A 25715-nucleotide genomic window follows, 5' to 3' on the forward strand; every position below is an offset into this window, starting at 1 on the left:
AACATGACAACCAAAGCCGCTTTCCACTGGGATGACCCGCTGCTGATCAATGGCCAGCTGACGGACGAAGAGCGCATGGTGCGCGACGCCAGCGCTGCCTATTGCCAGGACAAGCTGCGTCCGCGCGTGCTCGAAGCATTCCGTAACGAGTCGATGGATGTGTCGATCTTCCGGGAGATGGGCGAGCTGGGCCTGCTCGGCCCGACCATCCCGGAACAATACGGTGGCCCGGCGCTGAACTACGTCGCCTACGGCCTGATCGCGCGTGAAGTCGAGCGCGTCGATTCGGGCTACCGCTCGATGATGAGCGTGCAGTCGTCGCTCGTCATGGTGCCGATTTTCGAATTCGGCAACGAAGCCACCAAACAGAAATACCTGCCGAAGCTGGCCACCGGCGAATGGATCGGCTGCTTCGGTTTGACCGAGCCGAACCACGGCTCCGATCCCGGTTCGATGATCTCCCGCGCCCGCAAGGTCGAGGGCGGCTACAGCCTGTCCGGCGCCAAGATGTGGATCACCAATTCGCCCGTGGCCGACGTGTTTGTCGTGTGGGCCAAGGACGATGAAGGCGCGATCCGTGGCTTCGTGCTCGAAAAGGGCTGGAAGGGTTTGTCGGCCCCGGCGATCCACGGCAAGTTCGGCCTGCGCGCGTCGGTCACCGGCGAAATCGTCATGGACAATGTGTTCTGCCCGGAAGAAAATGCGTTCCCCGACGTGCGTGGGCTGAAAGGTCCGTTCACCTGCCTGAATTCCGCCCGCTATGGCATCGCCTGGGGCGCGCTGGGCGCGGCGGAAGATTGCTGGCACACGGCGCGCCAGTACACGATGGACCGCCAGCAGTTCGGCAAGCCGCTCGCGGCAAACCAACTGGTGCAAAAGAAGCTGGCCGACATGCAGACCGAGATCACGCTTGGCCTGCAGGGCTGCCTGCGCCTGGGCCGCATGAAGGACGAAGGCACGGCGGCGCCGGAAATCACGTCGATCATGAAGCGCAACTCGTGCGGCAAGTCGCTCGACATCGCCCGCGTGGCGCGCGACATGCTGGGTGGGAATGGCATCTCGGATGAGTTCGGCATCATCCGGCACATGGTCAATCTCGAGGTCGTCAACACCTACGAAGGCACGCATGACATTCATGCGCTGATCCTTGGCCGCGCACAGACTGGGATTGCGGCGTTCTGACCGTCGCGGTGCATCTGGTCTGTGTCACCGTAGGGTGGACGGGTTCCCCGTCCACCCTACAGCGGCTGTCCCGGCAGCATCAGCTCCACGATGTTGGTCGCATCCGCCCGTTCAAACGGCGAATGGCGTCTCTGCAATCCCTTTTACTCCCGGCCGCAGGATGACGACCGAACCGGCGTCGCCGCCGGCATTGCCCGCCCCCGCCGGATCGATCGACGTCACGAGCAGCAGGTCAAGATCGGGCCCGCCAAACGCGCACATCGATGGCTTGGCCATCGGCAGCGCGATTTCCCGATCCAGCTTGCCCTGCGGCGTGAAGCGCTGCACCACCCCGCCATCGTTGGCACAGCTCCAGTAACAACCGTCGGCATCGACTGCCGCCCCGTCCGGCCTTCCGAGTTGCCCGCTCAGGTCGAGAAACACGCGCTCGTTGTGCGGCAGGCCGGCTTCGATATCGTAATCGTAGGCCCACACGAGGCGCCGCTGCGGATGCGAATCCGACAGGTACATCGTGCGGCCATCGGGCGACCAGGCCAGGCCGTTCTGCGTCAGCAGATTGCGCACCACCGGCCCATGCAGCCCGCCAGCAGCGCTGTAGCGATACAGCCCGCCCACCGGGCGCGCAGCGCCCATGTCCATGAACATGGTGCCGCTCCAGAACCGGCCCTGGCGGTCGCAGCGCCCGTCGTTGAAACGCATGCCCTCGCCCAGTTCGGCCGCCGCCGGCGCAGCGAGCCGGCTGGCATCCGGCGCGCCATCGGCCCCCAGCGCCAGGCGAAACACACCCGACTCCATTCCGGCAATCAGGCTGCCGTCGCTGCTCACCGCAATGCAGGCCACCATTTCGGGCGCCGTCCACTGCTGCAGCGCGCCGCTGGCATGGTCCCTGCGCCAGATACGGCGCGCAGGGATGTCGACCCAATACCAGGCCGCTTGCCCCGCGTGCCACAGCGGACTTTCACCCGTGGCGCAGTGCACGCCCGCGATGCGTTCAACGTCAGCAAACATCGATTACAACCCCTTGATTTCACGGTGCTGCGGCACCAGCATTTTCATGACCGTCCACGCCACCAGGTAGGCCACGGCGCAGATCGAGAACATGATCATATACCCGGTCTGCAGCTGGCCCAGCGCGCCGTAATGGTCGAACAGCCAGCCACCGAGCTTCGTGAGCAGCACGCCGCCCAGGCCACCGGCCATGCCGCCGATGCCGACCACCGAACCCACGCTGTGTTTCGGGAACATGTCCGAGACAGTTGTGAACAGGTTCGCCGACCAGGCCTGGTGCGCCGAGGCGCCGATGCCGATCAGGATCACCGGGACCCAGAAGCCCAGGTAGCCAAGCGGTTGCGCCAGCAGCACGACCAGCGGGCACAGGGCGATGACGAGCATGGCCTTCATGCGGCCGTGATAGATGTCGGCGCCCCGGTTCAGGAACCAGGTCGGGAGCCAGCCGCCGCCGATACTGCCCACCATCGTCATGCTGTACAACACCGCGAGCGGGATGATCATGTCGGTGGCCGACATGCCGTATTGCGCCGACATGTATTTGGGGAGCCAGAACAGGAAGAACCACCAGACGCCGTCGGTCATGAATTTACCGAAAGCGAAGGCCCAGGTCTGGCGGTAGCCCAGCAGCTTGAACCACGAGCCTTTGACCGGCGTGCCGGTAGGCGCCACCACGACGCCGGCATCGCTGTTGATATACGCCAGTTCGGCCGCCTTCAGGCGCGACTGCTGTTCCGGCGCATCGTACAACCAGATCCACAGGCCCATCCACAAAAAGCCGATGCCGCCGATGACAATAAAGGCCGCCTGCCAGCCCCAGTGCGCGGCAATCAGCGGCACGGTCAGTGGCGCCAGGATCGCGCCGACGTTGGCGCCCGAATTGAAGATGCCGGTGGCGAACGAGCGCTCGCGTTTCGGGAAGTATTCGGCGGTCGCCTTGATCGCGGCCGGGAAGTTACCGGCTTCACCGACCGCCAGCACCGCGCGGCCGATCATGAAGCCGGCCACGGATACCGGCACGACGGCCAGGCCAATGCTGGTGAAGACCGTGTTGACCGCTTCGCCGATGCCGATCGCGTACGCGTGGCCGATGGCGCCCAGCGACCAGATGATGATTGCCAGCACATAGGCACGCTTGGTGCCCATGCGGTCGATCACGCGGCCGGCAAACAGCATCGAGATCGCATACACGAACTGGAAGGTCGCCGTGATGTTGGCGTAATCGGTATTGGTCCAGTTGAACTGCTCGGTGAGCACCGGTGCGAGCAGGCTCAGGACCTGGCGGTCCAGGTAATTGATGGTGGTGGCGAAAAACAGCAGCGCGCAGATTGTCCAGCGATACCTGCCCACCACAGACTGCGCCGGTGTTACGTCGATGACTTGCTGATTCATGATGATCAGTTCTTTTCAAGTTGGGTGACAGCCGGCGTCTCCTCCGGCTGGTACTGCGTTCAGGCGTCGTGTGTTACTTCCCTCCGCCCACTTGCAACGTGCCATCCTGCAGGCGCGCAAGGCCCAGCGGATTGTCGTCACGCAGCGCCTCCGGCAGCAGGCTGCCCGGCACATTCTGGTAGCAGACCGGCCGCAGGAAACGGTCGATCGCGCTGGCGCCAACCGATGTCGTGCGGCTGTCGCTGGTGGCCGGGAACGGGCCGCCGTGCACCATCGCATGCGCCACTTCGACGCCGGTCGGGAAGCCGTTGAACAGCACCCGGCCCGCCTTGCGCTCGACGATCGGCAGCAGCTTGGCGGCCAGGTCGAGGTCGCCCTCGCGCGCATGGACCGTCACGGTCAGTTGACCGTGCAGGTGTTCGGCTGCCTGCAACAGTTGGGCAGCGTCGGTAAAGCGCACCAGCACCGCGCACGGACCGAACACTTCATCTTCCAGTGCCGGGTTGCCCATGTAGGTCGCGGCGTCGCACACGTACAGCGCCGCCTGCGCAGCGCAGCCATTGCCTTCGGTCGTGCCTTGCGCAACCAGTTGCAGGCCGTCGACGGCATTGAACGCCGTCACGCCCTTCGTGTAGGCGTCGTGGATGCCGCCGGTGAGCATCGTGCCGGCGCCCTTCGCGCGCAGTGCCTCGGCGCTCGCGGCGACGAAGGCGTCGAGTTCTGCGCCAGCCAGGGCAAACACCAGGCCCGGGTTCGTGCAGAACTGACCGACGCCCAGCGTCAGCGAATCGACGAAGCCCTGCGCCAGCGTCGCGCCACCGGCTTGCACTGCAGCCGGCAGCAGGAACACGGGATTGACGCTGCTCATTTCGGCGTACACGGGAATTGGTTCCGGACGCGCGGCGGCGTTGCGCAGCAGCGCCAGACCGCCCTGGCGCGAACCGGTGAAGCCCACGGCCTTGACGGCCGGATGCGACACCAGTTGCTGGCCGATCGTGCGGCCGTCACCGAACAGCATCGAGAACACGCCTTCCGGCAAGCCGCATGCTTTTACGGCGCGCTGCACGGCGCGTCCGACCAGTTCCGACGTGCCGGGATGGGCGCTGTGCGCCTTGACCACGACCGGGCAACCGGCGGCCAGGGCCGATGCCGTGTCGCCACCAGCGACCGAGAACGCGAGCGGAAAGTTACTGGCGCCGAACACGACGACCGGACCGAGGCCGATCTTGCGCAGACGCAGATCGGGCCGCGGCGGCGCGCGCTCCGGCAAGGCGCTGTCGATGGTCGCGTCCATGAAGTAGCCGTCGCGCACGACCTTGGCAAACAGGCGCAGCTGGGTCACGGTGCGCATGCGCTCACCTTCCAGGCGTGCCTGCGGCAGGCCGGTCTCGAGCTGGGCGCGCTCGATCAGCTCGGGGCCGATCGCCAGAATTTCTTCGGCCACCATCTCGAGGAACGCAGCGCGCCCTTCGAGCGGCAGTGCGCGATACGGGTCGAACGCTTCGCTGGCCAGCGCGCACGCGCGCTCGACGTCGTCACCCGTGGCCTGGCCGAAACCGGGCTGCAAGTCTTCGCGCGTGGCCGGGTTGAAGCCGAAGACTTCCGTGCCGGCGCCGCGCACGCTGTGCGCGCCAATGATCATTTCACCGAGAATCGCCATGATCAGACCACCCCGTTCTTCTTGAGCAGGGCCAGCAGCATCGCGTCTTCTTCGGCCGTCAGGTCGGTCAGCGGTGGACGCACCGGGCCCGCACCGTGGCCGACCAGGCGTGCGCCGGCCTTGACGATGCTGACGGCGTAGCCGGCCTTGCGGTTGCGGATCTCCAGGTATGGCAGGAAGAAATCGTCGATCAGGCGGTTGGTGGTGGCGAAATCGTCAGCGACGGTCGCGTGATAGAAGTCCATCGCCAGTTGCGGCACGAAGTTGAACACGGCCGACGAATACACCGGGGTGCCCAGCGCCTTGTAGGCGCCGGCGTAGACTTCGGCGGTCGGCAGGCCGCCCAGATAGCTGAAGCGGTCGCCCATGCGGCGCCAGATCGAGACCATCAGTTCGATGTCGCCGTTACCGTCCTTGAAGCCGATCAGGTTCGGGCAGCGATCGGCCAGCTTTTCCAGCGAATCCGGGGTCAGGCGGCAGTTCGCGCGGTTGTAGACCACGACGCCGATCTTCACCGAGCGGCACACCGCTTCGACGTGGGCGATCAGGCCGTCCTGGCTGGCTTCGGTCAGATAGTGCGGCAGCAGCAGCAGGCCTTTGGCGCCCTGGCGCTCGGCTTCCTGGGCGTGCGCGATGGCGGTGCGGGTCGGGCCGCCGCAACCGGCCAGGATCGGCACGACGCCGGCGCAGGTGTCGACTGCCGTCTTGATGATCTGGCCGTATTCTTCGCCGTGCAGCGAGAAGTACTCGCCGGTGCCGCCAGCCGCGAACAGCGCGGTGGCGCCGAACGGGGCGAGCCACTCCAGGCGCGCGGCATAGCCTTTCGGATCGAAATCACCCTGCGCATCGAAATCGGTGATCGGGAACGACAGCAAGCCGTGGGAAAGGACTTGCTTGAGTTCGTTTGGTTGCATCGTGCTGTCTCCGCTATTTGGTTGTTGGACGAAATACCTGCCATCGAGCAGGTTGTAAGTCATCGTACAACTGACTGCGGTCATCCGCAAGCATAAAATGCGGAAATTCAGTTCATCGTGCTTTCCAGGCGGCGCTGCGCTTCCACCAGCCGTTCACGGCTATTGGACAGATGGGTACGCATCGCAGCGCGCGCGGCTTCCGGGTCGCGTCGCTCGATGGCGCGGTAGATGTCGTCGTGTTCGCGGCTGACGCGTTCGAGGAAACCGGCGGGCTTGTCCTGGTCGAGCACGGGCGTGTTGAGCCGCGCGCGCGGGATGAAAGCATTGCCCAGGCGGGTCAGGATATCGACGAAATAGCGGTTGCCGGTCGATTGCGCAATCAGCAGGTGGAAACGTTTATCCGCCTCGACCGCCGGCCTGCCCTCGGCCATCGCCTGCTGCATCTCGCGCAGCGCCGCGGCCAGCTCGTCGGCCTGCTCCTGGCTGCGACGGCTGGCCGCCAGGCCTGCCGTCTCGGTCTCGACGCCGATGCGCAACTCCAGCACGGCCAGCACGTCGCGCAGCGTCACGATATTCTCGGACTCCAGGCCCAGGCCCGCCTGCGCGCGCTCGATCACGAAGGTGCCGATGCCGTGGCGGGTCTGAACCAGGCCGGCTGCCTGTAGATGGGTGATCGCTTCACGCACCACGGTGCGACTCACCCCGTGCTGGCCCATCAAGGACGACTCCGTGGGCAATTTGTCGCCCGGCTTGAGCACGCCCTGCCGGATCGTGTCGCTGATCTGCTCGACCACTCCCTGGGACAGACTGCGGTGCTTGCGTTGCGGGAGCGTCATGATGGGAAATCGCGATGAATGGGATGGTGCAGATTATACGCGACGATCAAGTTGTACGACGTCCTATAACTTGCATCCGTTGCGTGACGCTCTGCGGTATAGCCACGTTGCAAAATTGGTCCGACCAACCTAGAATCAGATGATCATAAAAATATGGAGACACCGTGGCCAACATGCGCCCTTCTGCCCTGACCCTGCTATGCCTGCCGTTGTGGTTCCTGGGCGGCACCGCCACGGCCACGCCACCCGTCCACGACCGCGTGATCCTGGTGGGCGACTCCACCATGGCCAGCACCACCGGCTACGGCGACGCGCTGTGCGAACGATTCACGCCCGAAACGGCCTGCCTGAACCTGGCGCGCGGCGGGCGCAGTTCGGGCAGCTTCCGGGCCGAGGGCCGCTGGGACGAGGTCACCGGCCTGCTGCGCGCCGGCGGCTACCGGCGCACCTTCGTGCTGATCCAGTTCGGCCACAACGACCAGCCGGGCAAGCCGGGCCGCTCGACCGACTACGTTACCGAATTCCCCGTCAATATCAAGCGTTACGTCGAAGAAGCCCGCGCACTGGGCGCGGTACCGGTGCTGGTCACACCACTCACGCGGCGCAGCTTCAAGGGAGGCTACGTACAGGATGACCTGGCGCCATGGGCGGCCACCGTGCGCAACATTGCAGCGGCCACGGCCACGCCGCTGATCGAACTGAACGCGCTGTCGCTGGCGGCCGTGCAGGCCATGGGGCCGGACGAGGCCGACAAACTGGCGCGCGTCGGCGAGAACTTCGACCGTACGCACGTGGGGCCGCTGGGTGCGCAGCGCTTTTCCGACATCGTCGCGCGCGAGATCGTGCGCAAGGTGCCGCAACTGGCGGGGGACCTGATGACTGCCGACAGCGCCGGGGGTGCGCAATGAACGCCGCGCTGGCGGCGGTCGTACTCGGACTGGCAGCGGTGCAACCCGTCCACGCACAGTTCCTCGCGCCGGCAAGCGCCGAGCGCCAGCACGCACCGGCCGACGGCTGGGCCGCGCAAGAAGGCGGCACGCGCGGCGGGGCGCTGGCCCTGCCCGCCCACGTGTACACGGTGCGCAATCGCGCGGAACTGGTCGCGGCGCTCAAGGTGCCCGCAACGGCACGCATCGTACGGGTGGCGGCAACCATCGACATGACCGAAGGCCGGCCGTTCACCGACAGCGCCGATCAGGCGCGGCGCGGCGCGGTGACCCTTCCTTCCAATACCACGCTGCTGGGCGTGACACCCGGGGCCGGCTTCATCAACGCCAGCTTGACGATCGACGGGGTCGAACAGGTGATCGTGCGTCACCTGGCGATCCGCAATCCGTGCGACATCCAGCCGGAATGGGACCCGCACGACGGCCCGCAAGGCAACTGGAATTCGGATTACGACGGCATCACGGTACGGGCCGCGCGCCACGTCTGGATCGACCATAACAGCTTCACCGATGCACCCGACACGGACGACCGGGCGCCGGTCGAGAATGGCAAGATCAAGCAATGCCACGACGGAGCACTGGATATCTCCCAGGGCGCGGACCTGGTCAGCGTCACCTACAACCATTTCGCCGATCACGAAAAGAACATGCTGATCGGCGCCAGCGACCGCGCCACCGGCGACACGGACCGGCTGCGCATCACGCTGAAGGGCAATCTGTTCGAGCACGTCGCCGAGCGCGCGCCGCGCGTACGCTACGGCCAGGTGCACCTTTTCAATAACTATTATGTCGGCGAGCGCAAGCAATCCGTCTACCGTCACAGCTACAGCATCGGCGTAGGACACCAGGCACTGGTGCGCTCCGACGCCAATGCCTTCGATGTGACCGGCGCCAGGGGCTGCGCAGACGTAGTGCGCGACCCGGGGTCGAGCCACGGCGTGTTTGCCGACAGTGGCTCGCTGCTCAATGGCCAGCCGCTTGGCGCCTGTCCGTTTGGCGGGCCTGCGATGGCACCCCTGCCCTATACCCATACGGCGCTGCCGGCCCAGCTGGTGCCCGAGCATGTGCGCACGAATGCCGGCCCACGGCCGGCCCAGGGCGGAGACGGCATTGCCGAAGCGCGCCTGTCGCTGGCGCCGGGTGCCCCGTTCGTGCTGCGCGCGCGGCGTCAGGCGAATGGCGACTGGCAGGGCGTGAGCATGCAGCTGGCTGACGAAGGAAAAACCCTGCAGGTCGAACTGCTGGCATCGCGCAGCGGCAAGGTGGAACGCCTCAAGCAGGTGCGGCGCCGTCTTGCGCCAGCCTTCGTGGCATCCCGCACGCCGCTGACAGTGGGCCTGACGTCAGAGGGTGGCGTCCTGTTTGCGCTGATCGATGGCGAACGCGTCACGAGTGCGCTGGAAACGCCGTTGCCGGCAACTCTGCCGCTTGACTGGGAAGCAGGCGCGCACACGGTGCTCGACGTACGCAGCGGGCCGGAAGGTACGGTGTCGGCGCGTGTGACGCCGCAGGTCGCCGACAACCGGATCGCGCTGCAGGCAGGCGATCCGGCCGAGACGGTCGGCATTGGCGGCGCAGCCGACCTGGTCGCCGTGGTGGCCGATCCGCGCATCGCAACGCCTGCCGTGGTCGATGGCGCGCTGCGGATCACGCCGCTGGCGCCCGGCCAGACCACGGTTGCACTGACCAGCGCGAGCGACCCGTGGGCGCAGGCGAATCTGGCCGTGACCGTCGGCCCGCGCTTCGCCGAACCGACCGGCGGGCCGGCCAGCGCCGGCCTAGACCCCGCGCGTGGCGCGCGCGGCGTACCGCCCGACACGCTGCTGCGCCTGACGCTGGCACCCGGCGCGCAACTGACCGGTGAAGGCAGCATCCGGATCTGGCGCAAGCGCGATGGCGCGCTGGTCGGCGTGATCCGTCCCGGCGAGATGGTGAGCAGGATCGGCCCGGCGCCGCGCCAGCGCCTGGTGCGAGAGCATCGGCTGCGGCTGGTCGACGGGCAGTTGCGCGCCCAGTTGCCACATGGGCTTGACTACGATACCGAGTATGTCGCAACGGCCGAAGCGCGCCTGATGCGCGGCGCGGACTTCGCCGGCGCGCGCTGGGCGTTTCGCACGACCCCGCACCGCCCGGTCGGCGACAGCATCACGGTGGCCAGCACCGGCCGCGCCAACTTTCGCACCGTACAAGGCGCGCTCGACTACGCGATGAGCCTGCCGCGCGCCCTGCCGTTGACGATCAACGTGAGCGACGGCGTCTATACCGAACTGCTGTACCTGCGCGACAAGGACCGGCTGACCCTGCGCGGCGCCAGCCGTGAAGCGACGATCATCCGCGCCACTAACAGCGACACGCTCAATCCCGGTTCGGGCAGCGGCCAGGCGCCACAGGAGCCAGGGCTGCTGGGCGGGCGCGCGCTGTTTTTGGCCCAGGACAGCGATCTGCTCGAACTGCGCGACATCGCCCTGCACAACAGCACGCTGCGCAGCGACGGCCATTCGCCGCAGGCCGAGACGCTGTTCTTCAACAGCCCCGATGGGCATCTGGCTGTGCGCAATGCGCATTTTTCGAGCGAACAGGACACGCTGCAACTGAAGGGCTACGCGTGGATCTACAAATCGCTGGTCGAGGGCAATGTCGACTTCGTCTGGGGGAACAACCGGACCACGCTGTTTGAGGACAGCGAAATCCGCACGGTCGGCGACAGCGCGAATCCCGACAGCGGCGGCTACATCGTCCAGGCGCGCACTATCGGCGCTAACGAGCCGGGATTTGTCTTCCTGCGCTCGCGCCTGACCCGCGGCCCGGGTCCGGCGGGCAACCTGCCCCCGGATGGCAGCGCCTACCTGGCGCGCTCGCCGGGAACGGCAAACACCTGGGACCACGTCGCCTTCATCGAGTGCACCATCGGCCCGCACATCGCCGCGGACGGCTGGCTGCGCCGTCCGGCGCCCAATCCGCTGCAGGGCGGCTGGCGCGAATACGGCAACCGCACGCCGGACGGCCAGCCGCGCAACTACGGCGGCGCGGTCCTGGACGCCACGCAGGCGGCGCGCTACCGCACCCGGGCCGCTGTCTTTGCCGGCAGTGGCTGGGACCCGCAGCCATGAGCGGGTAGTAACCACGATAACTATTTGCTGCGCGCCCTTGCCACATCAGGCCGGCCAAACTAAGATTCGCTAGTTTTGGCAGAGCTGCCAATTATTCAGGACAAACCGACCGATGAAGATTACTCCAGCGCCGAATGAACCAGGCACCACCGAGCCGCGGCTGTACCGGGTCGTGGCAGCCAGGATCGAAGAACTGATCCGTGCCGAGAACATCCGCGGTGGCGAGCGCCTGCCGGCCGAGCGCGAGCTGGCAGCCAAGCTCGGGGTCAGCCGCACGTCGCTGCGCGAAGGCCTGATCGCGCTCGAACTGGGCGGCAAGGTTGAAGTGCGTGGCGGTTCCGGTGTGTATGTCAGCGAACAGGCGGCGCCGCAGGCGGTGGTGCCGACGGCCGGGCCGGGCCCGTTCGAAGTGCTGGCCGCGCGCCGCATGATCGAGGTCGAAGTCGCCGCGCTGGCGGCGAAGCACGCCAACGATTCGGCCATCGACGCCATCCTGCTCGCTGTCGAGGAGATGGAACAGCACCATGAAGACCGCAGCGCCAATGAAATGGCCGACCGCAATTTTCACCTGGCGATCGCACGCGCGACCGGCAACAGCGCCATGGTCGGCGTGATCGAATACCTGTGGAGCCAGCGCGGCTCGCTCTGGCACAAGCTCAAGGAGCACTTCCAGACCGAGGAACTGCGCCAGCAAACGCTGATCGACCACCGCAATATCTTCGCCGCCATCGCATCGCACGATGTCGCCGGCGCACGCCAGGCGATGCGCGCCCACCTCGACCGCGTCACGCGCACCTTCTCGCGCGGCTGACCAGCCTCGTCACAACAGTGGGCCGCCCGCCGGCGCCCGCTTCACGGGCCAGTGTTGCCCGCCGCCTGCCCTTCCCCTCCCTGCGCCCTGCCTCCATCTTCCTCATCCGACGTAAATAAGACAACCTCTGTATAGACCAGAACATATTTCGGCACGTCCAGATTGCCTAAGTGGTCTTACCAAAGTAAAATTGAACATACCAGTCGCCGGTTGCGCACGATTCACAGAAATCACGAACCGCCCGACAAGCACGCGATCTCGAGACACATCCGGACGCACTCTCACGATGACAGGCAGGAGACACTCAGTGAAGATTCACCGTACAACCCCATTCCAGGGCTTTCTGCTCTCGGCCGTCGCATTGGCCGCCATGACCCTCGCCAACGGCGCGGCAGCGCAGGAAGCGCAGCCGCAGCGCGTCGAAGTGACGGGCTCATCCATCAAGCGCCTGGCGACCGAAAATGCCCTGCCCCTGACCACCTACAAGGCCGAGGAACTGGTCAACCAGGGCCTGACCACGATGTCGGAAGTGGCCGTGGCCCTGACCGTGGCGGCCACCAACGAACCGGTTGGCGGCGGTGGTGGCGGCACCATGATCAATATGCGCGGCCTGAACACCAACCGCACGCTGGTGCTGCTCAACGGCCGCCGCCTGGCCAACGAAGCGCTGGGCGCGAGCTCGGTTAACGTCGACGTCATCCCGATGGCCGCCATCGAGCGCGTCGAAGTGTTGCGCGACGGCGCGTCTGCCCTGTACGGCACCGACGCGATCGCGGGCGTCGTCAACTTCATCACCAAGCGCACTGTGCAGGAAGTCACGATCCACGCCAGCACGGTGCAGCCGGAGCAGTCCGGCGGCGGCGAACAGAAGCGCGTGACGATCCTGGCCGGCAAGGGCGATATCGCCACCGACGGCTGGAACGTCTACACGGCGTTCAGCGCCCAGCGCCGCAGCTCGCTGCTGCAGCGCGACCGGCCGCAGATTTCGGACGCCGGCAAGCTCGCGTCGCTGGGCGGCACGCCATTCACGGCCAACACCTCGGGCGGTTCGGCCGCGCCGGCCAACTTCACGATCTACCGCAACGGGCGCCCGGCCAACATCACCGGCAACCCGTACTTCGCCGCCGGTTGCGTGGCCCCTGGCCTGGCCCAGACCACGGTGCCGTCCACCCGCACCCAGGCCAATGGCGCCCGGACCTGCATCACCGACCCGGGCATCTACCCGGAACTGCTGCCGGAAAACCAGCAAGTGACCTTGTTTACCAAGGGCAGCCTGGCGCACGGCGACGGCAAGATGCTGACTGTGGAACTGAATCTGTCGCGCTCGTACATCGACGCGATCAGCCCGCCGCAGCCGTTCGGCAACAATACCGACTACGACCGCCTCACCGCGTCGCGCCGGCCACTGATGATTACCAGGGCCAGCCCGTATTATCCGGGCGGTCGCGGCGGCGTACCGGCCGTGGCCGGCCTGAACGGTGAAGACCTGGCCCTGACCTGGAGCCTGGATGAACTGGGCGCGGCCAAGCTGCATGACGTGCAGACCAACCACCGCCTGGTGATTGCCGACGAAGGCGAGTTCAAGGGCTGGGACTACCGCGTCGGCGGCTCGTACGGCTACAGCCACCGCGACTCCGGCTTCAAGGAAAACTTCGTGCGCACCCCGGCCGTGTATGCCGGCGTGGCCAACGGCATCCTCAATCCGTTCGGCGCGCAGGACGAGGCGGGCCGCGCCTACCTCGAGGACATCTCGGCCGACGGCCAGCTGTTCCGCCAGGCCGACGTGCGCTACTACGGCGCCGACTTCAACCTGAGCCGCACGCTGATGGCGCTGCCCGGCGGCGACCTCGGGATTGCGATCGGTGGTGACTGGCACCGTGAAACCTATGCCGAAAATGTGCCGATGATCGGCAACGAGGTGGTCTGGCGCGTCAGCGGCTCTCCCGGCAACAACCCGAGCGGCCAGCGCCGCGTGGCCGGTCTGTATGCCGAACTCGACGCACCCGTGACGAAGGACCTGAACCTGAACTTCGCCGTGCGCGGCGACCACTTCAGCGACTTCGGCTCGACCTTCAACCCGAAGGCCAGCTTCCGCTACCAGCCGATCAAGGCGCTGATGGTGCGCGGCACGGTCAGCACCGGCTTCCGCGCGCCAACCCTGCCGGAACTGTACGGCGTACCGCGCACCTTGACGCCATCGACGTCGAGCTGGGACGATCCGCTGCTGTGCCCTGGCCCGACCCCGAACGTGGCCGGCTCCGGCACCCTGACCACCGACCCGCGCTTTGCCGGCCTGGGCCTGGACGCCGAGCGCGTCTGCAACACGCGACTGACCACGCTCGTCGGCGCCAACCCGGACCTGGAGCCGGAAAAATCGAAGACCTACACGGTCGGCTTCGTGATCGAGCCGGTCAAGAACTTCGTCGCGACGATCGACTTCTGGAAGATCGACATGAAGCGCACGATCGCCCAGATCAACGAAGACTCGATCTTCGATAATCTGGACCGCTACCAGGACCTGTTCGTGCGCAATCCCGACGGCACGCTGCAGTACATCACCAAGACGCGCCTGAACATGGGCGGGCTCAAGACCCAGGGCATCGACCTGAGCCTGAACTACATGCTCCCGACCGCGCACTGGGGACGCTTCGGCTTCTCGATGGACGGCACCTACACCGACCGCTACGAAGGCCAGAACGATGCGGGCAGCCCGTGGGTCGACAGCGTCGGACGCATCGGCGCACTCTCGACCGGCTCGACCTCGGCCAACACGTACATTTTCAAGTGGAAGCACCAGGCGCGCGTGAACTGGCAGTACGGTGCGTTCTTCGCCCAGCTCACGCAGCAGTACAGCTCGAGCTACGAAGACACGAATGCGCTGCCGACCCAGCAGCCAGGGCAGCCGTTCTACAACGTGATCGAGCCGTACCGTGTGTACAACCTGTCGACGACGTATAAGGTCTCGAAGCAACTCAAGATCGGCGCCGGCGTGAACAACCTGTTCGACACCGATCCACCGCTGTCGAATCAGCGCCTGTCTTCACGTGTGGTGTTCGCCCAGAACATCGCCAAGCCAATTGGCCGGGCGTTCACGGTGCGGGCTGATTACACGTTCTGATGGTCGGTAAGGTCCGCCGTTTCCGCTTGTGCGGGGCGGTGGACCGAGCAGGCTGGCGGAGGGCACGTGTCTGCTTGCGCAATGATCGAGACGATATTGCCCGTTACGGCAAGCATGACGGCGGTGCGGACGGTACTCGGCGATCGCATTAAAATCCCTGCTGCCCGCTGCTGGAGACATCATCACATTCAAGCGCGATTGTCCCCCGCGCCCAGACAGCCTCTGCACTAGTCCGCTGGTAGTCACGCCGATCCAAATCTTGCGCAGCGAGACCGGCAGACTCCCCCTGCCCCCCGCGCTACTGCCGTCACGCCAGATTTTTTTGTTCGCGCATACCGTTGACTACATGAGCAGCAACTCCACCGAGATCCTACAGCTCAGCAATATGATGGTGTTCAGTTGGTACCACACCAATAAACTCGGCTAAAAAGCAGGTTCCTGCCCTTCGTGACTGTCCGCGACTTTGCCATCTCGGTGACCTGAGATGCTCAGCTGAACGGCCGAATTCGGCCACAAGCCGCCAGTACACTTGTGCAGGGACTACAATGGTCCGGCAAGGCGATTCGCCTGGCGCCGAGATCGTTAATCATGCCGCGAGCCTGACCTATTCATGTACCTGATCAACTCGAAAACCGGAAAACCTGTAGAGGTCACCGATGAGGACCTTAAAGGGTATGCGAGTGGCGAAAAGCCGAAGCCATCCAGCTTCGGAGCGAGACCCAAGAGCAAGGATGACCGAACCGACCGGCCCAGCAAGCTTCCTCAACGTACTTTTGAGACGGATGAGGCGCCAGCGCAGGATGGCGTGCCCAAAATCACACGCAGCTCCGACTACAAGAAGAAGGTTCCCAAGACCAGTTTCGGGACGAAAAAGCCTGCTCTTGGAGAGTATGCAAGGACGTCCGACAAAAAGCCAAAGTACAAGGCGCGCGACCCGGCTCAACCACAGCAAAAACCGAAGCAACCGGCGCACCAGTATGCCGGATGGCTCCTATCCAAACGGGAGTATTCGGCAGCCGTACTGCGGCGCAAGCTCGTCCTGCGAGGCTACAGCGAACAGGAGGCAGATGACGCACTGATCCTCCTGCAGGGGTTGAATTACCAGTCAGATGAACGGTATGCGGAGATGAAAACCCGGCAGATCGAACCACGGGTCGGCGACGCGCGAGTCGCCCTGACTCTCCGACAGAAGGGTATCGACGAGCAACTTACGAAGGCAACCATCGAGCAAATGGAGCCGGAAGATGAGCGCGTTGTCGTTGTGGTCGAGAAGTTTCGCAAGGACATTGCACAGACGGGCATGACACAAGAACTGCGGCAGAAGGTTTATCGCTTCCTGGCTTACCGGGGCTTCAGCGGCCATTCGATAAATATCGCCATGGAGCATCTGAAATCGGGGCCTGAATATGACTAGACGTTGCACTAGCAATGCGATGTGAAGCGATCAAGGCGCAGAAATTATTTCAAGATTTCCCTGCGCGATTGTGGGTGACACGGCGTTAAAATCCCGACGCGGTTTTTCTTGAGCCATTAGTTTCCCCATTGATAGGCTGCCTCGGGGCGACGTGCGCTAACGGGTGCTTGGGAAATGATGTGCTTGGACCGGTAGCGGCTACTAGCCAGAGTCAGGACAGTCAGCCACCTAGGCCGTACACAGAAATTTTTAAATGAGCAATTCTGTCCGGTAGACTGCGGATGATGGAACTTCCGCTATCGGCCAATAGCGGTCATCGGCTAAGCTTCCTACTGTAGAGCTACCTATCCATCAACACCTCGTCCTGTAGCGATATGGAACTTACCTGTGACCGCAAAATCTTCGGAACTTTACGCTGAAGCTAAAGGTGCAACTTGCCCGATTTGTGGGAGCAGTGAGCTTGATCGAGCACCGCCTTCATCCTCAGAAAATGGTTTGATCATCGTTTGGATTGGTTGCGATACTTGCCGACATGTGTGGTTGGAAAATTATCGATTAACGGGCTTCAGTGACCTTCAGCTAACAAACCGTCCAGCAGACACTTCTTCACTCTATCCATTGGGAATTGCAGATTAGAGCGCGTGCATAAAGGTCCGCTATGGCTCGAGAGCTGCCGGTTGAGACAGTCAGTGACTTTTCCAGCCCAACAACCTGCTAAGCTGACGCGAACGGCCGAGTTCGGCCAATAGCGGTCAGTCGAGTTGGTGCGTATGGTTTAGCTGGTTTTTGAAAGGCTTGCGATGAGTGGACCACTGCCATTGAAAGAACTGCTTGACGAGAGGTATCGGTGGGCTGAATGGATCTCCTCTGAGAACCGAGATGAAACGAAGAGCAATGACCTTACTGGTTGGCTTGAGTTCAGCTGGGTCGTTGAAGACGACCCAGAATTGGGTTGGATGGCAATTATCGAGGCCATTAATCAGCCAAGAATGGAACGGTATTTAGGCATCCTGTCTGCGGGGCCCCTCGAAGATTTGTTAGACCTACACGGTCCGGCCTTCATCGAACGGATCGAGCAATGTGCACGGTCGAATGCGCGTTTCGCCAGCATACTTGGCGGCGTGTGGCAGTCTGCAATGCCTGATTCGATTTGGAAACGCGTGCAAGCGGTACAAATTTGTTGAGCGACCGTCCGGTTTGGGTCGGAACCGGTCCTTCGTGACAATCTTCGACTTTTCTGCCTCGGTGACCTGATATGCTCAACTGAACGACCGGGTTCTTCCAGTACAGACCTCCTGACAGCAGCTGTTCGATAGGTGCTACCGAGGAATCCCCATGCGTAGTGACCGCAGTTCGTAATGAGTGGAGCATCGTTCATCGTAATTTCCAACGTCTTCAAATTTAGCCAGACCGATTAACCACTTATTGGTCCGTTGCCACTTCGATCATAAAATGCAGATTAAGAAAATCATTAGACCCTATCAATCGCCTGACATGCAGGCGTGTTTAGATATTTTCGATGGAAACACACCACGGTTTTTTTCGCTCGTGGAACGTGAAGATTTCGAGAGATTTTTGCTCAATTATGCTGTGGCTTGGAATTATTTAATAATCGAAGACAACGGTAGCATCGCTGCTTGTGGCGGGTATAACTACGATAACGATGCAAAATCGGTCAGTTTTTGTTGGGGTATGGTCGCAAAAAACCTTCACGGAACCGGGCTAGGGAAAATGCTTACTGTAGCGAGGCTGAAAACAGCCAGTGCCATGCCTGCAGTTACAAAAATTCGGCTGGACACGAGCCAGCATACTCAGGGTTTCTACGCGCAATTTGGATTTGTACCAGAGCGAATCATTCTCCAGGGATATGGGCCAGGACTTGATCGATGGGAAATGGCTTTCAATCTAGACAGCGCTGCTAAGGACGCCTGATGAGCGGCTCTGTAATACAGCGGTGTCTTGTTCACGGTGTCACTGTAGGCTTGCTTAACGGGTTAGCGAACGTGTGCTCATGATTGATACCGGTCAACCTTAGCTAACGGGCGAGCTTTGCGATTGGCAAATTGCTATCGGCGCTCGAAAGGCCGGTGTTGGCCAAGAGCGGCTTACTAACGGTGCTTTTAGCGAAACATTAAGGATTAATGATGCTGCTTGAATTGCTTTTGGAACTAGCCGGCAATGCCGCGTACAAGCGCTTTCGATTCATACGACGAGCCACATTGGGCGGTTTAGCGGTGTTTGCCGCAGTGATCGTTTGCGGCCTCATTTATTCCTGGGTGTCCGCTTAGGGTCCGTTCCGGCCTGTCGAGACAGTTCATGACTTTTCCGGCTTGGCAACCTGCCAAGCGAAGTCGAGAGGCTAGTTTTCGCCAGAAGCGGGGTTATTAATAAGGAATGTGTGCTGCATCACTTGTCTATCGCGGTCTCCGACTTAGACCGGACCTCTGCCTTCTATGACGCGGTGCTGAGGCCATTGGGGTACACCCAGGTCTTCGCTGACGACGGCGCAGTGGGCTACGGGTATGAGGGAGGTGACGACAAGCTGTGCTTGAAACGTGCACAGCAAGTCATCGTACCTGGCGAGGGCTTTCATCTGGCCTTTACAGCCGCTGGACCGAGTCAGGTACATGAATTCCATGCCGCCGCGCTACGCCATGGTGGACGATGCAATGGCGCTCCAGGACCTCGGCCCGAATATGGAGAAGGCTACTATGCAGCCTTCGTTTTCGATCCCGAGGGGTATCGGATTGAGGCGGTCACCAATGTGACAGCCTGACAGCTCGGCACGAATCCCCGCAATGGCTCTGTACCAAGCCGTCTCAGCCACCGTTGGATTTCAAACTCGGAAAACTGCTACGCTGACTCGTCAAGCCGGAATCGGCCGAAGCAGCCATATCACTGTACATTTGAAGCGAGAAACTTTGACACTGCAACGCGTGCGTTGCTGGGCTTAAATACTTGATACGGGGATGACTTGGCCATTTTAAGTACAGCGCGCATGCGCCTGGAACCGATTACCCTTCAGCACCTCGACGGCCTTTGCTCGATGAACAGCCACATCGAGGTCATGCGTTACATCAGCGGTCAGCCGGAGACACGCAACGAGACTGAGGCGAGTATAGCTATCATTCAGCGCTGCTGGGCTGCATGGGACACCGGTTGGTGGGCTTTTATCGAGCCGGCCAGTGGTCGCGTCGCTGGAGCTGGTTGTATCCAGTATGCGCGCCGCGAAGCGGAACGCCCTGCTAAATTTGAAAGCGTACGGTCTAACCCGCTCGAAATCGGCTGGCGTCTTCATCCCGACTTCTGGCGCCAGGGCTTTGCCAGCGAGGCTGCGGCGCGCATGGCCACATTCGCCTTCGAAAGTCTCGCGGCGCCAGAGATCATCGCTATGCGCCATCCCGACAACGCTGCTTCGGCAGGCGTAATGGATCGACTGGGTATGCTATACCGCGGCCGGGAGGTCTGGTACGGCAAAATGTGTCCTACTTATGTTCTTAGCCGCGAAGACTGGCTGAAATCATAAACTGCCGAACAACCATGCGGGCATAAGCAGCCATCTCACGGCTGATAGTGGACGGTGCTCGTCCAAGTGCTTGAGCAATCCGATGGATCGATTGACTAGAAGCTGGCGAGCGTGATATCGCTTCCCGCTCAGCCATGGGATTGCAACTGCGCGACTGTTGTCTAACCCGCCAATTCAGTCAAACGCACATCCACAGCGTTGATTGTGCGATTTCTTCCGGTCGTTTTGGCGTGGTAGAGGGCCTGGTCTGCACGTAACAGCAACTCGGAAATTTGCTTGTCGGCCGAATTGCGCGTTACCAGGCCGGCGCTGTACGTCATCTGGTGACCGAGCGCCTCGAACACCGTATCAGACAGACGAGCGCGCAGTCGTTGATCGAAGTTCGGCACCGCGTTTTGCTCGCCTGCCATCAGCACACAGAACTCTTCTCCTCCGTACCGGCAGACCAGGTCACCGGAAAAGCTGGCTTCCTGCATCAGCCTGGCAAACAACTGAAGCGCGCGGTCGCCGGCATCATGCCCGCGTGTGTCATTGATTTGCTTGAAGTGATCAATATCCATAATCAAGACACTGAGTGGCCGATCGGCGACATGGGTACTTGCGAGCTTTGCGTTTGCCAATGCAAGCCACGCTCGCCTGTTGAGAACACCAGTTAAACCATCAGTCGTCGCAAGTCGCTCAAGCGCCTGTGCTGCCTGCTCGCGATATGCCAGCAGCATGCCTATCATGAGCAACACGACCGTGCAGTTGCCAGCAAACGCAAACGCGACGTTGATTGGATGCGGTGTCAGGAAAGCAGGAAAATCAGCAGGATAGAACGCTCCGAGAACCGCCCGGCAAGCGGTGACCAGGCCTTGGACAGTGAGTCCGACGATCGGGAGCCAGCGCCAGCGCGCACTGGCGGCATGCGGCTTTTTCACCAGCGTGACAACGATGAATGCCATCTGCAGGGCAAGCAGTCCGTTGGCCCAACCTACCCGGAAGGCATAGTCGGCAAACCCTACTCCATAGCCGACTGTCAAGAATATCGCCAGAACCGCAGGGGCTTTGTCGATCGCCCCGCGACCGGCCCACAGTTCGAACGCGGCAGCGCTACAAGCGAAGCTACCGGAAATGCATGCCATCGACAGGGTCGACAATATGACGTCGGGAATGCTGTACGGAGCAACTGAGCCTGATGCAAGCAATAGCGACCATCCGCAAGCTTGTGAACCTGCGCTGACCTGCGCAAACCTGGCCGCCCTGTCCGCCCCATCCATTACGGCAAACAGCGCTAACGCCATGGTCACCATCGTGAGCGTCATGGCGACAAGTATTGAAGCGATATCAAAGGACATGACGGGTGTCCGAAATGAGCAGACGAAACGTCATGTTGATTGTCGCTTTGTTGAAAGTTCGATAATGTAGCCGAATATTTCTTGCAAGTACAGTAAGTTTCGCAAGGAAATCTCGCGAATAGTGGCGATTGTGGCAGCTTCGGGTCGAAAACAGACTTTCGCGCGCGTGCGTGTCCTGCAGGCCATATCGCACTGCATTCGGCGAAGCAATTGGTGCAAAACACGTTGCTGACGCGATGATCGACAGCATTTGCAACAACAGCATCGCTTGACAGGCCAGCCTCGCAAGATAGCTCGTGTCGAACGCTACTACTCGTCCAGACAATTGCAATCTCAGGATTCCGCCAATGCGGCTCAGCCGTGGCGTCTCTACAAAGTGCGCGACGTGCGCATCAACGACAACACGTCCGACACAGCGCTCTGTACCCGCCCCTCAAGGCGTCACGCGCACGTAGTCGATGTCCACCCAAGCGCCCTGTGCGCCGGTCGCGAACAAGCCGACCTGTGCGCCAACCCAGCGCCCCATCGCAGCGTCAAACGGCTCGCCCAGCGGCGCGAACACCGTCCCATCCTGGCTGTACGAGAATGCCACACGCGCGCCATGCGTCACGTGCGCGCGCAGCAGTACCTTGTAACCGGCCAGCGCCGGCCCCAGCGTTTCAGTGCACTCGTCCGCTGCTTCACAGCGCGCTGCCACCATGCGTGGCTTGCCGTCGACCCGGCGCAGCCCGAACCACTGGCTCGATAGTCCCAGTATGCCCAGCCCAACCTGATCGCCATCGTGCCCCGCGCGCAGTTCCACACTGGCCGTCACGCCAAAGGCCGGTGCCGGGAATTTCTGCGTCAACACCGACGCCAGCGTGCGCAGCGGCGCTGCTGGCTGCGCGAACAGGCGTAGCATGCCGGGACGGGCGCCAAGCGCATACCAGCCGGATTGCGGGTTGGCGGCCCATTGCCACTGGCGGCCGAGCGCTGCGCCGTCGAATTCGTCGCCCGTGGCAGGCTCGCGGCGCGCAAACACGCCCGGCACCGGCTTGCTGTGCTCGATGACCGGCTGGCCAACGCCCGGCGTGGCGGACGGTTCACCGATCAGCGGCCAGTCGTCTAACCAGCGCAGCGGCTGCAAATGCACCACGCGGCCGTAGGCGCGCAGGTCCTGAAAGTGAAAGAACCAGTCCCCGCCCTGCGGCGTCGTGACCCAGGCGCCCTGATGCGGACCGTTGATGCCGGTTGCGCCCTGCGCCATCACGATCCGGTCTTCGTAGGGGCCCTCGATCCGGCGCGAGCGAAACACCGATTGCCAGCCTTGTTCGACCCCACCAGCCGGCGCGAACACGTAATACCAGCCATTCCGCTTGTACAGCTTCGGCCCTTCCAGGGTCCGGTAGCCCGGCAGACGGTTGCCGTCGATGATCACCCGGCCTTCGTCCAGCAGACTTCGTCCGTCGGGCGCCATGCGGCGCAGCGTCAGCACGTTGTTGATGCCGGCGCGGCTCTTGGCCCATGCGTGGATCAGCCAGGCCTGCCCGTCGTCGTCCCACAGCGGGGCCGGATCGATGATGCCTTTACCGGGCAACAGCAGGTGCGGCGCGCTCCACGGGCCGGCAAACTCGGTGGCCGTGGTGACGTAGATGCCGTGATCCGGGTCGGGATAAAAGATCCAGAAGCGCCCGTCGTGATGGCGCAGGCTGGGCGCCCACACGCCCTTGCCGGGCTGGGGCGCGGCGAATGAGGCCGGCGGCGTGAGTTGCGTCAGCGCGTGGCCCAACAGCTCCCAGTTCACCATGTCGCTTGACGCGAGCAGCGGCAAACCCGGTGCGTTGGCAAAGCTCGATGACACCATGTAGTAGCGCTCGCCGACGCGGATCGCGTCGGGGTCCGAATAATCGGCGTGCAAAATCGGATTGCGGTAGAGGCCGTTGCCGAGGTCGGGCGACCACGGCGCGCGCGCGGATACCGGCCCGAGCGTCTTGCCCAGGAAGCGGACCATCGCATCGACGGTCGGCGCCAGCCAGGGGTCGAACAGCCAGAAGGAATGCGGCGCGCCGTCCAGCGCCACGGTATCGGTCAGGATGCCGTGGCTGGCCAGCGTGGCCGCCAACGCTTCGCGTCCGCTCGAAAAACGCGGCGCGGCGCCCACGATGAATTGCACCGGCGGGCTATCCTTGCCGGCATGCGTCAGCGGCGAGGCGTCGCGCCAGAGTGCCGGCTGCTCGGCATAGCGCCCGCCGAACCAGGCGCCCGCCGCCGACGGGCGCTTGGCCGGGTCGTCTTCGAAGCGCAGCGCCAGTTCGGACGTGAAATCGGACAGGCCGTCGATATTGACCACGGCGCGCACCGCGTCGGGCCGGGTCATGCCCACCAGCGCCGCGATCTGCCCGCCGGCCGAACCGCCCGCGATGGCGACGCGCGCCGGATCCAGGCCAAGGCCGGGCGCCTGCGCGCGCAGCCAGTCCAGTGCATCCTTGACGTCATCGATTGCGGCCGGATAGCGCGCCTGGCCCGACAGACGATAGCTGACGGTGGCCGCCGCATAACCGCGCGCAGCCAGGCGCGCTGCCAGCGGGGCCATGTTCGAGCGCTCGCCGCTGGCCCAGCCACCCCCATGCACCAGCACCACCAGCGGCGCCGGAGCGTCGCCCGCTGCCGGCAGGTACAGATCCAGTGCCAGGGTCAGTGCGCCCCGCGTCGCGTACACGATGTCCTTGCGCACCTGCACCGGCGCCGGCGCGTCGGCGCTGGCAATCCGGATGAACGGGTAGTCGCGTACCAGCTTGTTGTAGGTGGTGTCGGCGTCGTAGCGTGCCTGCGCCGTTGCCGGCGCCGATGCCGACGCCGCGAGCGTGCCCAGCGCAAGGCAGGCCAACACGATGCGTTTGCACGCTGCGCCCTTTGCAGCCGCAGCCATCGTTCAGGTCACGGGTGCGGGGTTGAACAGCGCCAGCGAGTTATGCAGCTTCCAGTGCTCGGCCCAGGTCTTGCGACCGCTCGCCACGTCCAGGATCATGCGGAACAGTTGCCAGCCGACGTCCTCGATGCTCGCCTCGCCGCTGGCGATGGTGCCAGCGTCCAGGTCCATCAGGTCATGCCAGCGGCGCGCCAGCTCGGTGCGGGTGGCAACCTTGATGACCGGTACCGCGGCCAGGCCGTACGGGGTGCCGCGCCCGGTGGTGAAGATGTGCACGTTCATCCCGGCGGCCATCTGCAGCGTGCCGCAAATGAAGTCGCTGGCCGGGGTCGCTGCGTAGATCAGGCCCTTCTGCGTCAGCTTGTCGCCCGGCGAGAGCACGCCGGTGATGGCCGTGCTGCCCGACTTGACGATCGAGCCCATCGCCTTTTCCACGATGTTCGACAGCCCGCCCTTCTTGTTGCCGGGCGTCGTGTTGGCGCTGCGATCGACACTGCCGCGCACCAGGTAATCGTCGTACCACTGCATCTCGCGCACCATCGCTGCCGCTACTTCCGGCGTCGCGGCGCGCGCGGTCAGTTGGTCGATGCCGTCACGTACCTCGGTCACTTCGGAAAACATCACGGTGCCGCCAGCGCGCACCAAGAGGTCGGTTGCGTAACCCACGGCCGGATTGGCCGTCACGCCCGAAAACGCATCGCTGCCACCGCACTGCACGCCCACCACCAGGTCGGACGCCGGGCAGGTTTCGCGGCGGCGCGCGTTCAGTTCCTGCAAGTGCCGTTCGGCGGTGACCATCAGCGCGTCGATCATCGACATGAAGCCCACATGCTGCTGGTCCTGCAGCGTGACCACCGACGGCGCGCCATTGCCGATCGGGATCGAGCCGGCCGGGAACAGGCGCGCCGGTGGCAGCTTTTCGCAGCCCAGGCTCACGACCATCACGTTGTCGCCGAAATTCGGATTCTTCGACAGGTTGCGGATGGTCCGGATCGGAATGTCGGCGCCGGGCGCGTCGATTGCCACCCCGCAGCCATACACGTGCTCGAGCGAGACCACGTCTTCGACGTTCGGGTAGCGCGGCAGCAGTTCGTCCCGGATGCGCCGCACGGCGTACTCGATCACGCCCGAGACGCACTGCACGGTGCTGGTGATGGCCAGCAGGTTGCGGGTGCCGACCGAGCCGTCCTTGTTACGGTAGCCCTCGAACGTGTACCCGTCCAGCAGCGGGCCGGCAGCGACGGCGTGGGTACCTACCGGCAGGTCGTCGAGCGAGCGCGCCGCCGGCATGCGCAGCACGCGCTCGGATACCCAGCTGCCGCGTGCGATCGGACCGCTCGCGTAGCCGATCGTCACGCCATAGCGGATCACCGGTTCGCCGTCGGCCAGATCGCTCAGCGCGACCTTGTGGCCCTGGGGAACGCCTTCGAGCAGCACCAGCCCGCCGGGCAGCACGGTACCGGCGGGCAGGCCGCCATCGTTGACGACGATGGCAACATTGTCGCCTGGCTGCATGCGGATCGTGCGCGGAAGGTCGTGGTTCATGTGTCGT

General features: G+C 63.5%; 18 protein-coding genes and 1 pseudogene. 10 read left to right on the plus strand and 9 right to left on the minus strand.

All coding sequences use genetic code 11. The features are described from left to right. The first annotated feature begins 3 nt into the window (after positions 1 to 3). Positions 4 to 1182, plus strand: a complete 1179-nt coding sequence (locus tag AC56LH_RS08750) for an acyl-CoA dehydrogenase (protein ID WP_183552715.1) — start codon at positions 4 to 6, stop codon at positions 1180 to 1182. 111 nt (positions 1183 to 1293) lie between these two features. Here AC56LH_RS08750 and AC56LH_RS08755 read toward each other — a convergent pair whose 3' ends face one another. From AC56LH_RS08755 to AC56LH_RS08775, 5 genes are all read right to left on the minus strand, one after another. Continuing rightward, complete coding sequence (locus tag AC56LH_RS08755; protein ID WP_499645584.1) at positions 1294 to 2190, minus strand: SMP-30/gluconolactonase/LRE family protein; 897 nt, start codon at positions 2188 to 2190, stop codon at positions 1294 to 1296. Between the two features lie 3 nt (positions 2191 to 2193). Then, positions 2194 to 3582 (minus strand): MFS transporter, encoded by a 1389-nt coding sequence (locus tag AC56LH_RS08760; RefSeq protein ID WP_499645585.1) that lies wholly within the window; start codon positions 3580 to 3582, stop codon positions 2194 to 2196. Between the two features lie 73 nt (positions 3583 to 3655). Beyond that, the gene (locus AC56LH_RS08765) at positions 3656 to 5242 is read right to left on the minus strand and encodes an aldehyde dehydrogenase (NADP(+)) (RefSeq protein WP_499645586.1); all 1587 of its coding nucleotides are present in this window, start codon (positions 5240 to 5242) and stop codon (positions 3656 to 3658) included. A gap of 2 nt (positions 5243 to 5244) precedes the next feature. Then, on the minus strand, positions 5245 to 6156 hold the full coding sequence (gene kdgD, locus AC56LH_RS08770; protein WP_183552723.1) for a 5-dehydro-4-deoxyglucarate dehydratase: 912 nt from the start codon (positions 6154 to 6156) through the stop codon (positions 5245 to 5247). A gap of 107 nt (positions 6157 to 6263) precedes the next feature. Further along, a complete protein-coding gene (locus AC56LH_RS08775) occupies positions 6264 to 6992 on the minus strand; it encodes a FadR/GntR family transcriptional regulator (RefSeq protein WP_499645587.1) in 729 nt (242 codons plus the stop codon). A gap of 173 nt (positions 6993 to 7165) precedes the next feature. Between AC56LH_RS08775 and AC56LH_RS08780 the strand changes: the two genes are divergently transcribed. From AC56LH_RS08780 to AC56LH_RS08820, 9 genes are all read left to right on the plus strand, one after another. Continuing rightward, positions 7166 to 7900, plus strand: a complete 735-nt coding sequence (locus tag AC56LH_RS08780) for a rhamnogalacturonan acetylesterase (RefSeq protein ID WP_499648436.1) — start codon at positions 7166 to 7168, stop codon at positions 7898 to 7900. Next, entirely contained in the window at positions 7897 to 11049 is a 3153-nt protein-coding gene (locus AC56LH_RS08785; protein WP_499645588.1) for a pectinesterase family protein, read from the plus strand. Before AC56LH_RS08780 ends, AC56LH_RS08785 begins: the two co-directional genes overlap by 4 nt. Positions 11050 to 11161: 112 nt before the next feature. Next, a complete protein-coding gene (locus AC56LH_RS08790) occupies positions 11162 to 11860 on the plus strand; it encodes a FadR/GntR family transcriptional regulator (protein ID WP_183552730.1) in 699 nt (232 codons plus the stop codon). A gap of 307 nt (positions 11861 to 12167) precedes the next feature. Beyond that, positions 12168 to 14978, plus strand: a complete 2811-nt coding sequence (locus AC56LH_RS08795; protein WP_499645589.1) for a TonB-dependent receptor plug domain-containing protein — start codon at positions 12168 to 12170, stop codon at positions 14976 to 14978. 610 nt (positions 14979 to 15588) lie between these two features. After that, complete coding sequence (locus tag AC56LH_RS08800; RefSeq protein WP_499645590.1) at positions 15589 to 16392, plus strand: regulatory protein RecX; 804 nt, start codon at positions 15589 to 15591, stop codon at positions 16390 to 16392. A gap of 818 nt (positions 16393 to 17210) precedes the next feature. Continuing rightward, entirely contained in the window at positions 17211 to 17576 is a 366-nt protein-coding gene (locus tag AC56LH_RS08805; protein WP_499645591.1) for a DUF6869 domain-containing protein, read from the plus strand. Positions 17577 to 17844: 268 nt separating this feature from the next. After that, on the plus strand, positions 17845 to 18324 hold the full coding sequence (locus AC56LH_RS08810; protein ID WP_499645592.1) for a GNAT family N-acetyltransferase: 480 nt from the start codon (positions 17845 to 17847) through the stop codon (positions 18322 to 18324). Positions 18325 to 18790: 466 nt separating this feature from the next. After that, a complete protein-coding gene (locus AC56LH_RS08815) occupies positions 18791 to 19168 on the plus strand; it encodes a VOC family protein (protein ID WP_499645593.1) in 378 nt (125 codons plus the stop codon). A 222-nt stretch (positions 19169 to 19390) separates the two neighbouring features. Beyond that, positions 19391 to 19918 carry a GNAT family N-acetyltransferase gene (locus tag AC56LH_RS08820; RefSeq protein ID WP_499645594.1) on the plus strand — a complete coding sequence of 176 codons (528 nt, stop codon included), beginning with the start codon at positions 19391 to 19393 and terminating at the stop codon, positions 19916 to 19918. A 31-nt stretch (positions 19919 to 19949) separates the two neighbouring features. Here AC56LH_RS08820 and AC56LH_RS08825 read toward each other — a convergent pair. The 4 genes and pseudogenes from AC56LH_RS08825 to garD form a co-directional block, all read right to left on the minus strand. After that, positions 19950 to 20054, minus strand: a pseudogene (locus AC56LH_RS08825) (helix-turn-helix domain-containing protein); the annotation flags it as partial. A 25-nt stretch (positions 20055 to 20079) separates the two neighbouring features. Then, the gene (locus tag AC56LH_RS08830) at positions 20080 to 21255 is read right to left on the minus strand and encodes a GGDEF domain-containing protein (protein ID WP_499645595.1); all 1176 of its coding nucleotides are present in this window, start codon (positions 21253 to 21255) and stop codon (positions 20080 to 20082) included. Positions 21256 to 21688: 433 nt separating this feature from the next. Then, entirely contained in the window at positions 21689 to 24124 is a 2436-nt protein-coding gene (locus tag AC56LH_RS08835) for an alpha/beta fold hydrolase (protein ID WP_499645596.1), read from the minus strand. Between the two features lie 42 nt (positions 24125 to 24166). Continuing rightward, complete coding sequence (gene garD, locus AC56LH_RS08840) at positions 24167 to 25708, minus strand: galactarate dehydratase (protein WP_499645597.1); 1542 nt, start codon at positions 25706 to 25708, stop codon at positions 24167 to 24169. Positions 25709 to 25715: the final 7 nt, after the last annotated feature.

This window comes from Telluria sp. LT1R51-2 (genome assembly GCF_059685775.1).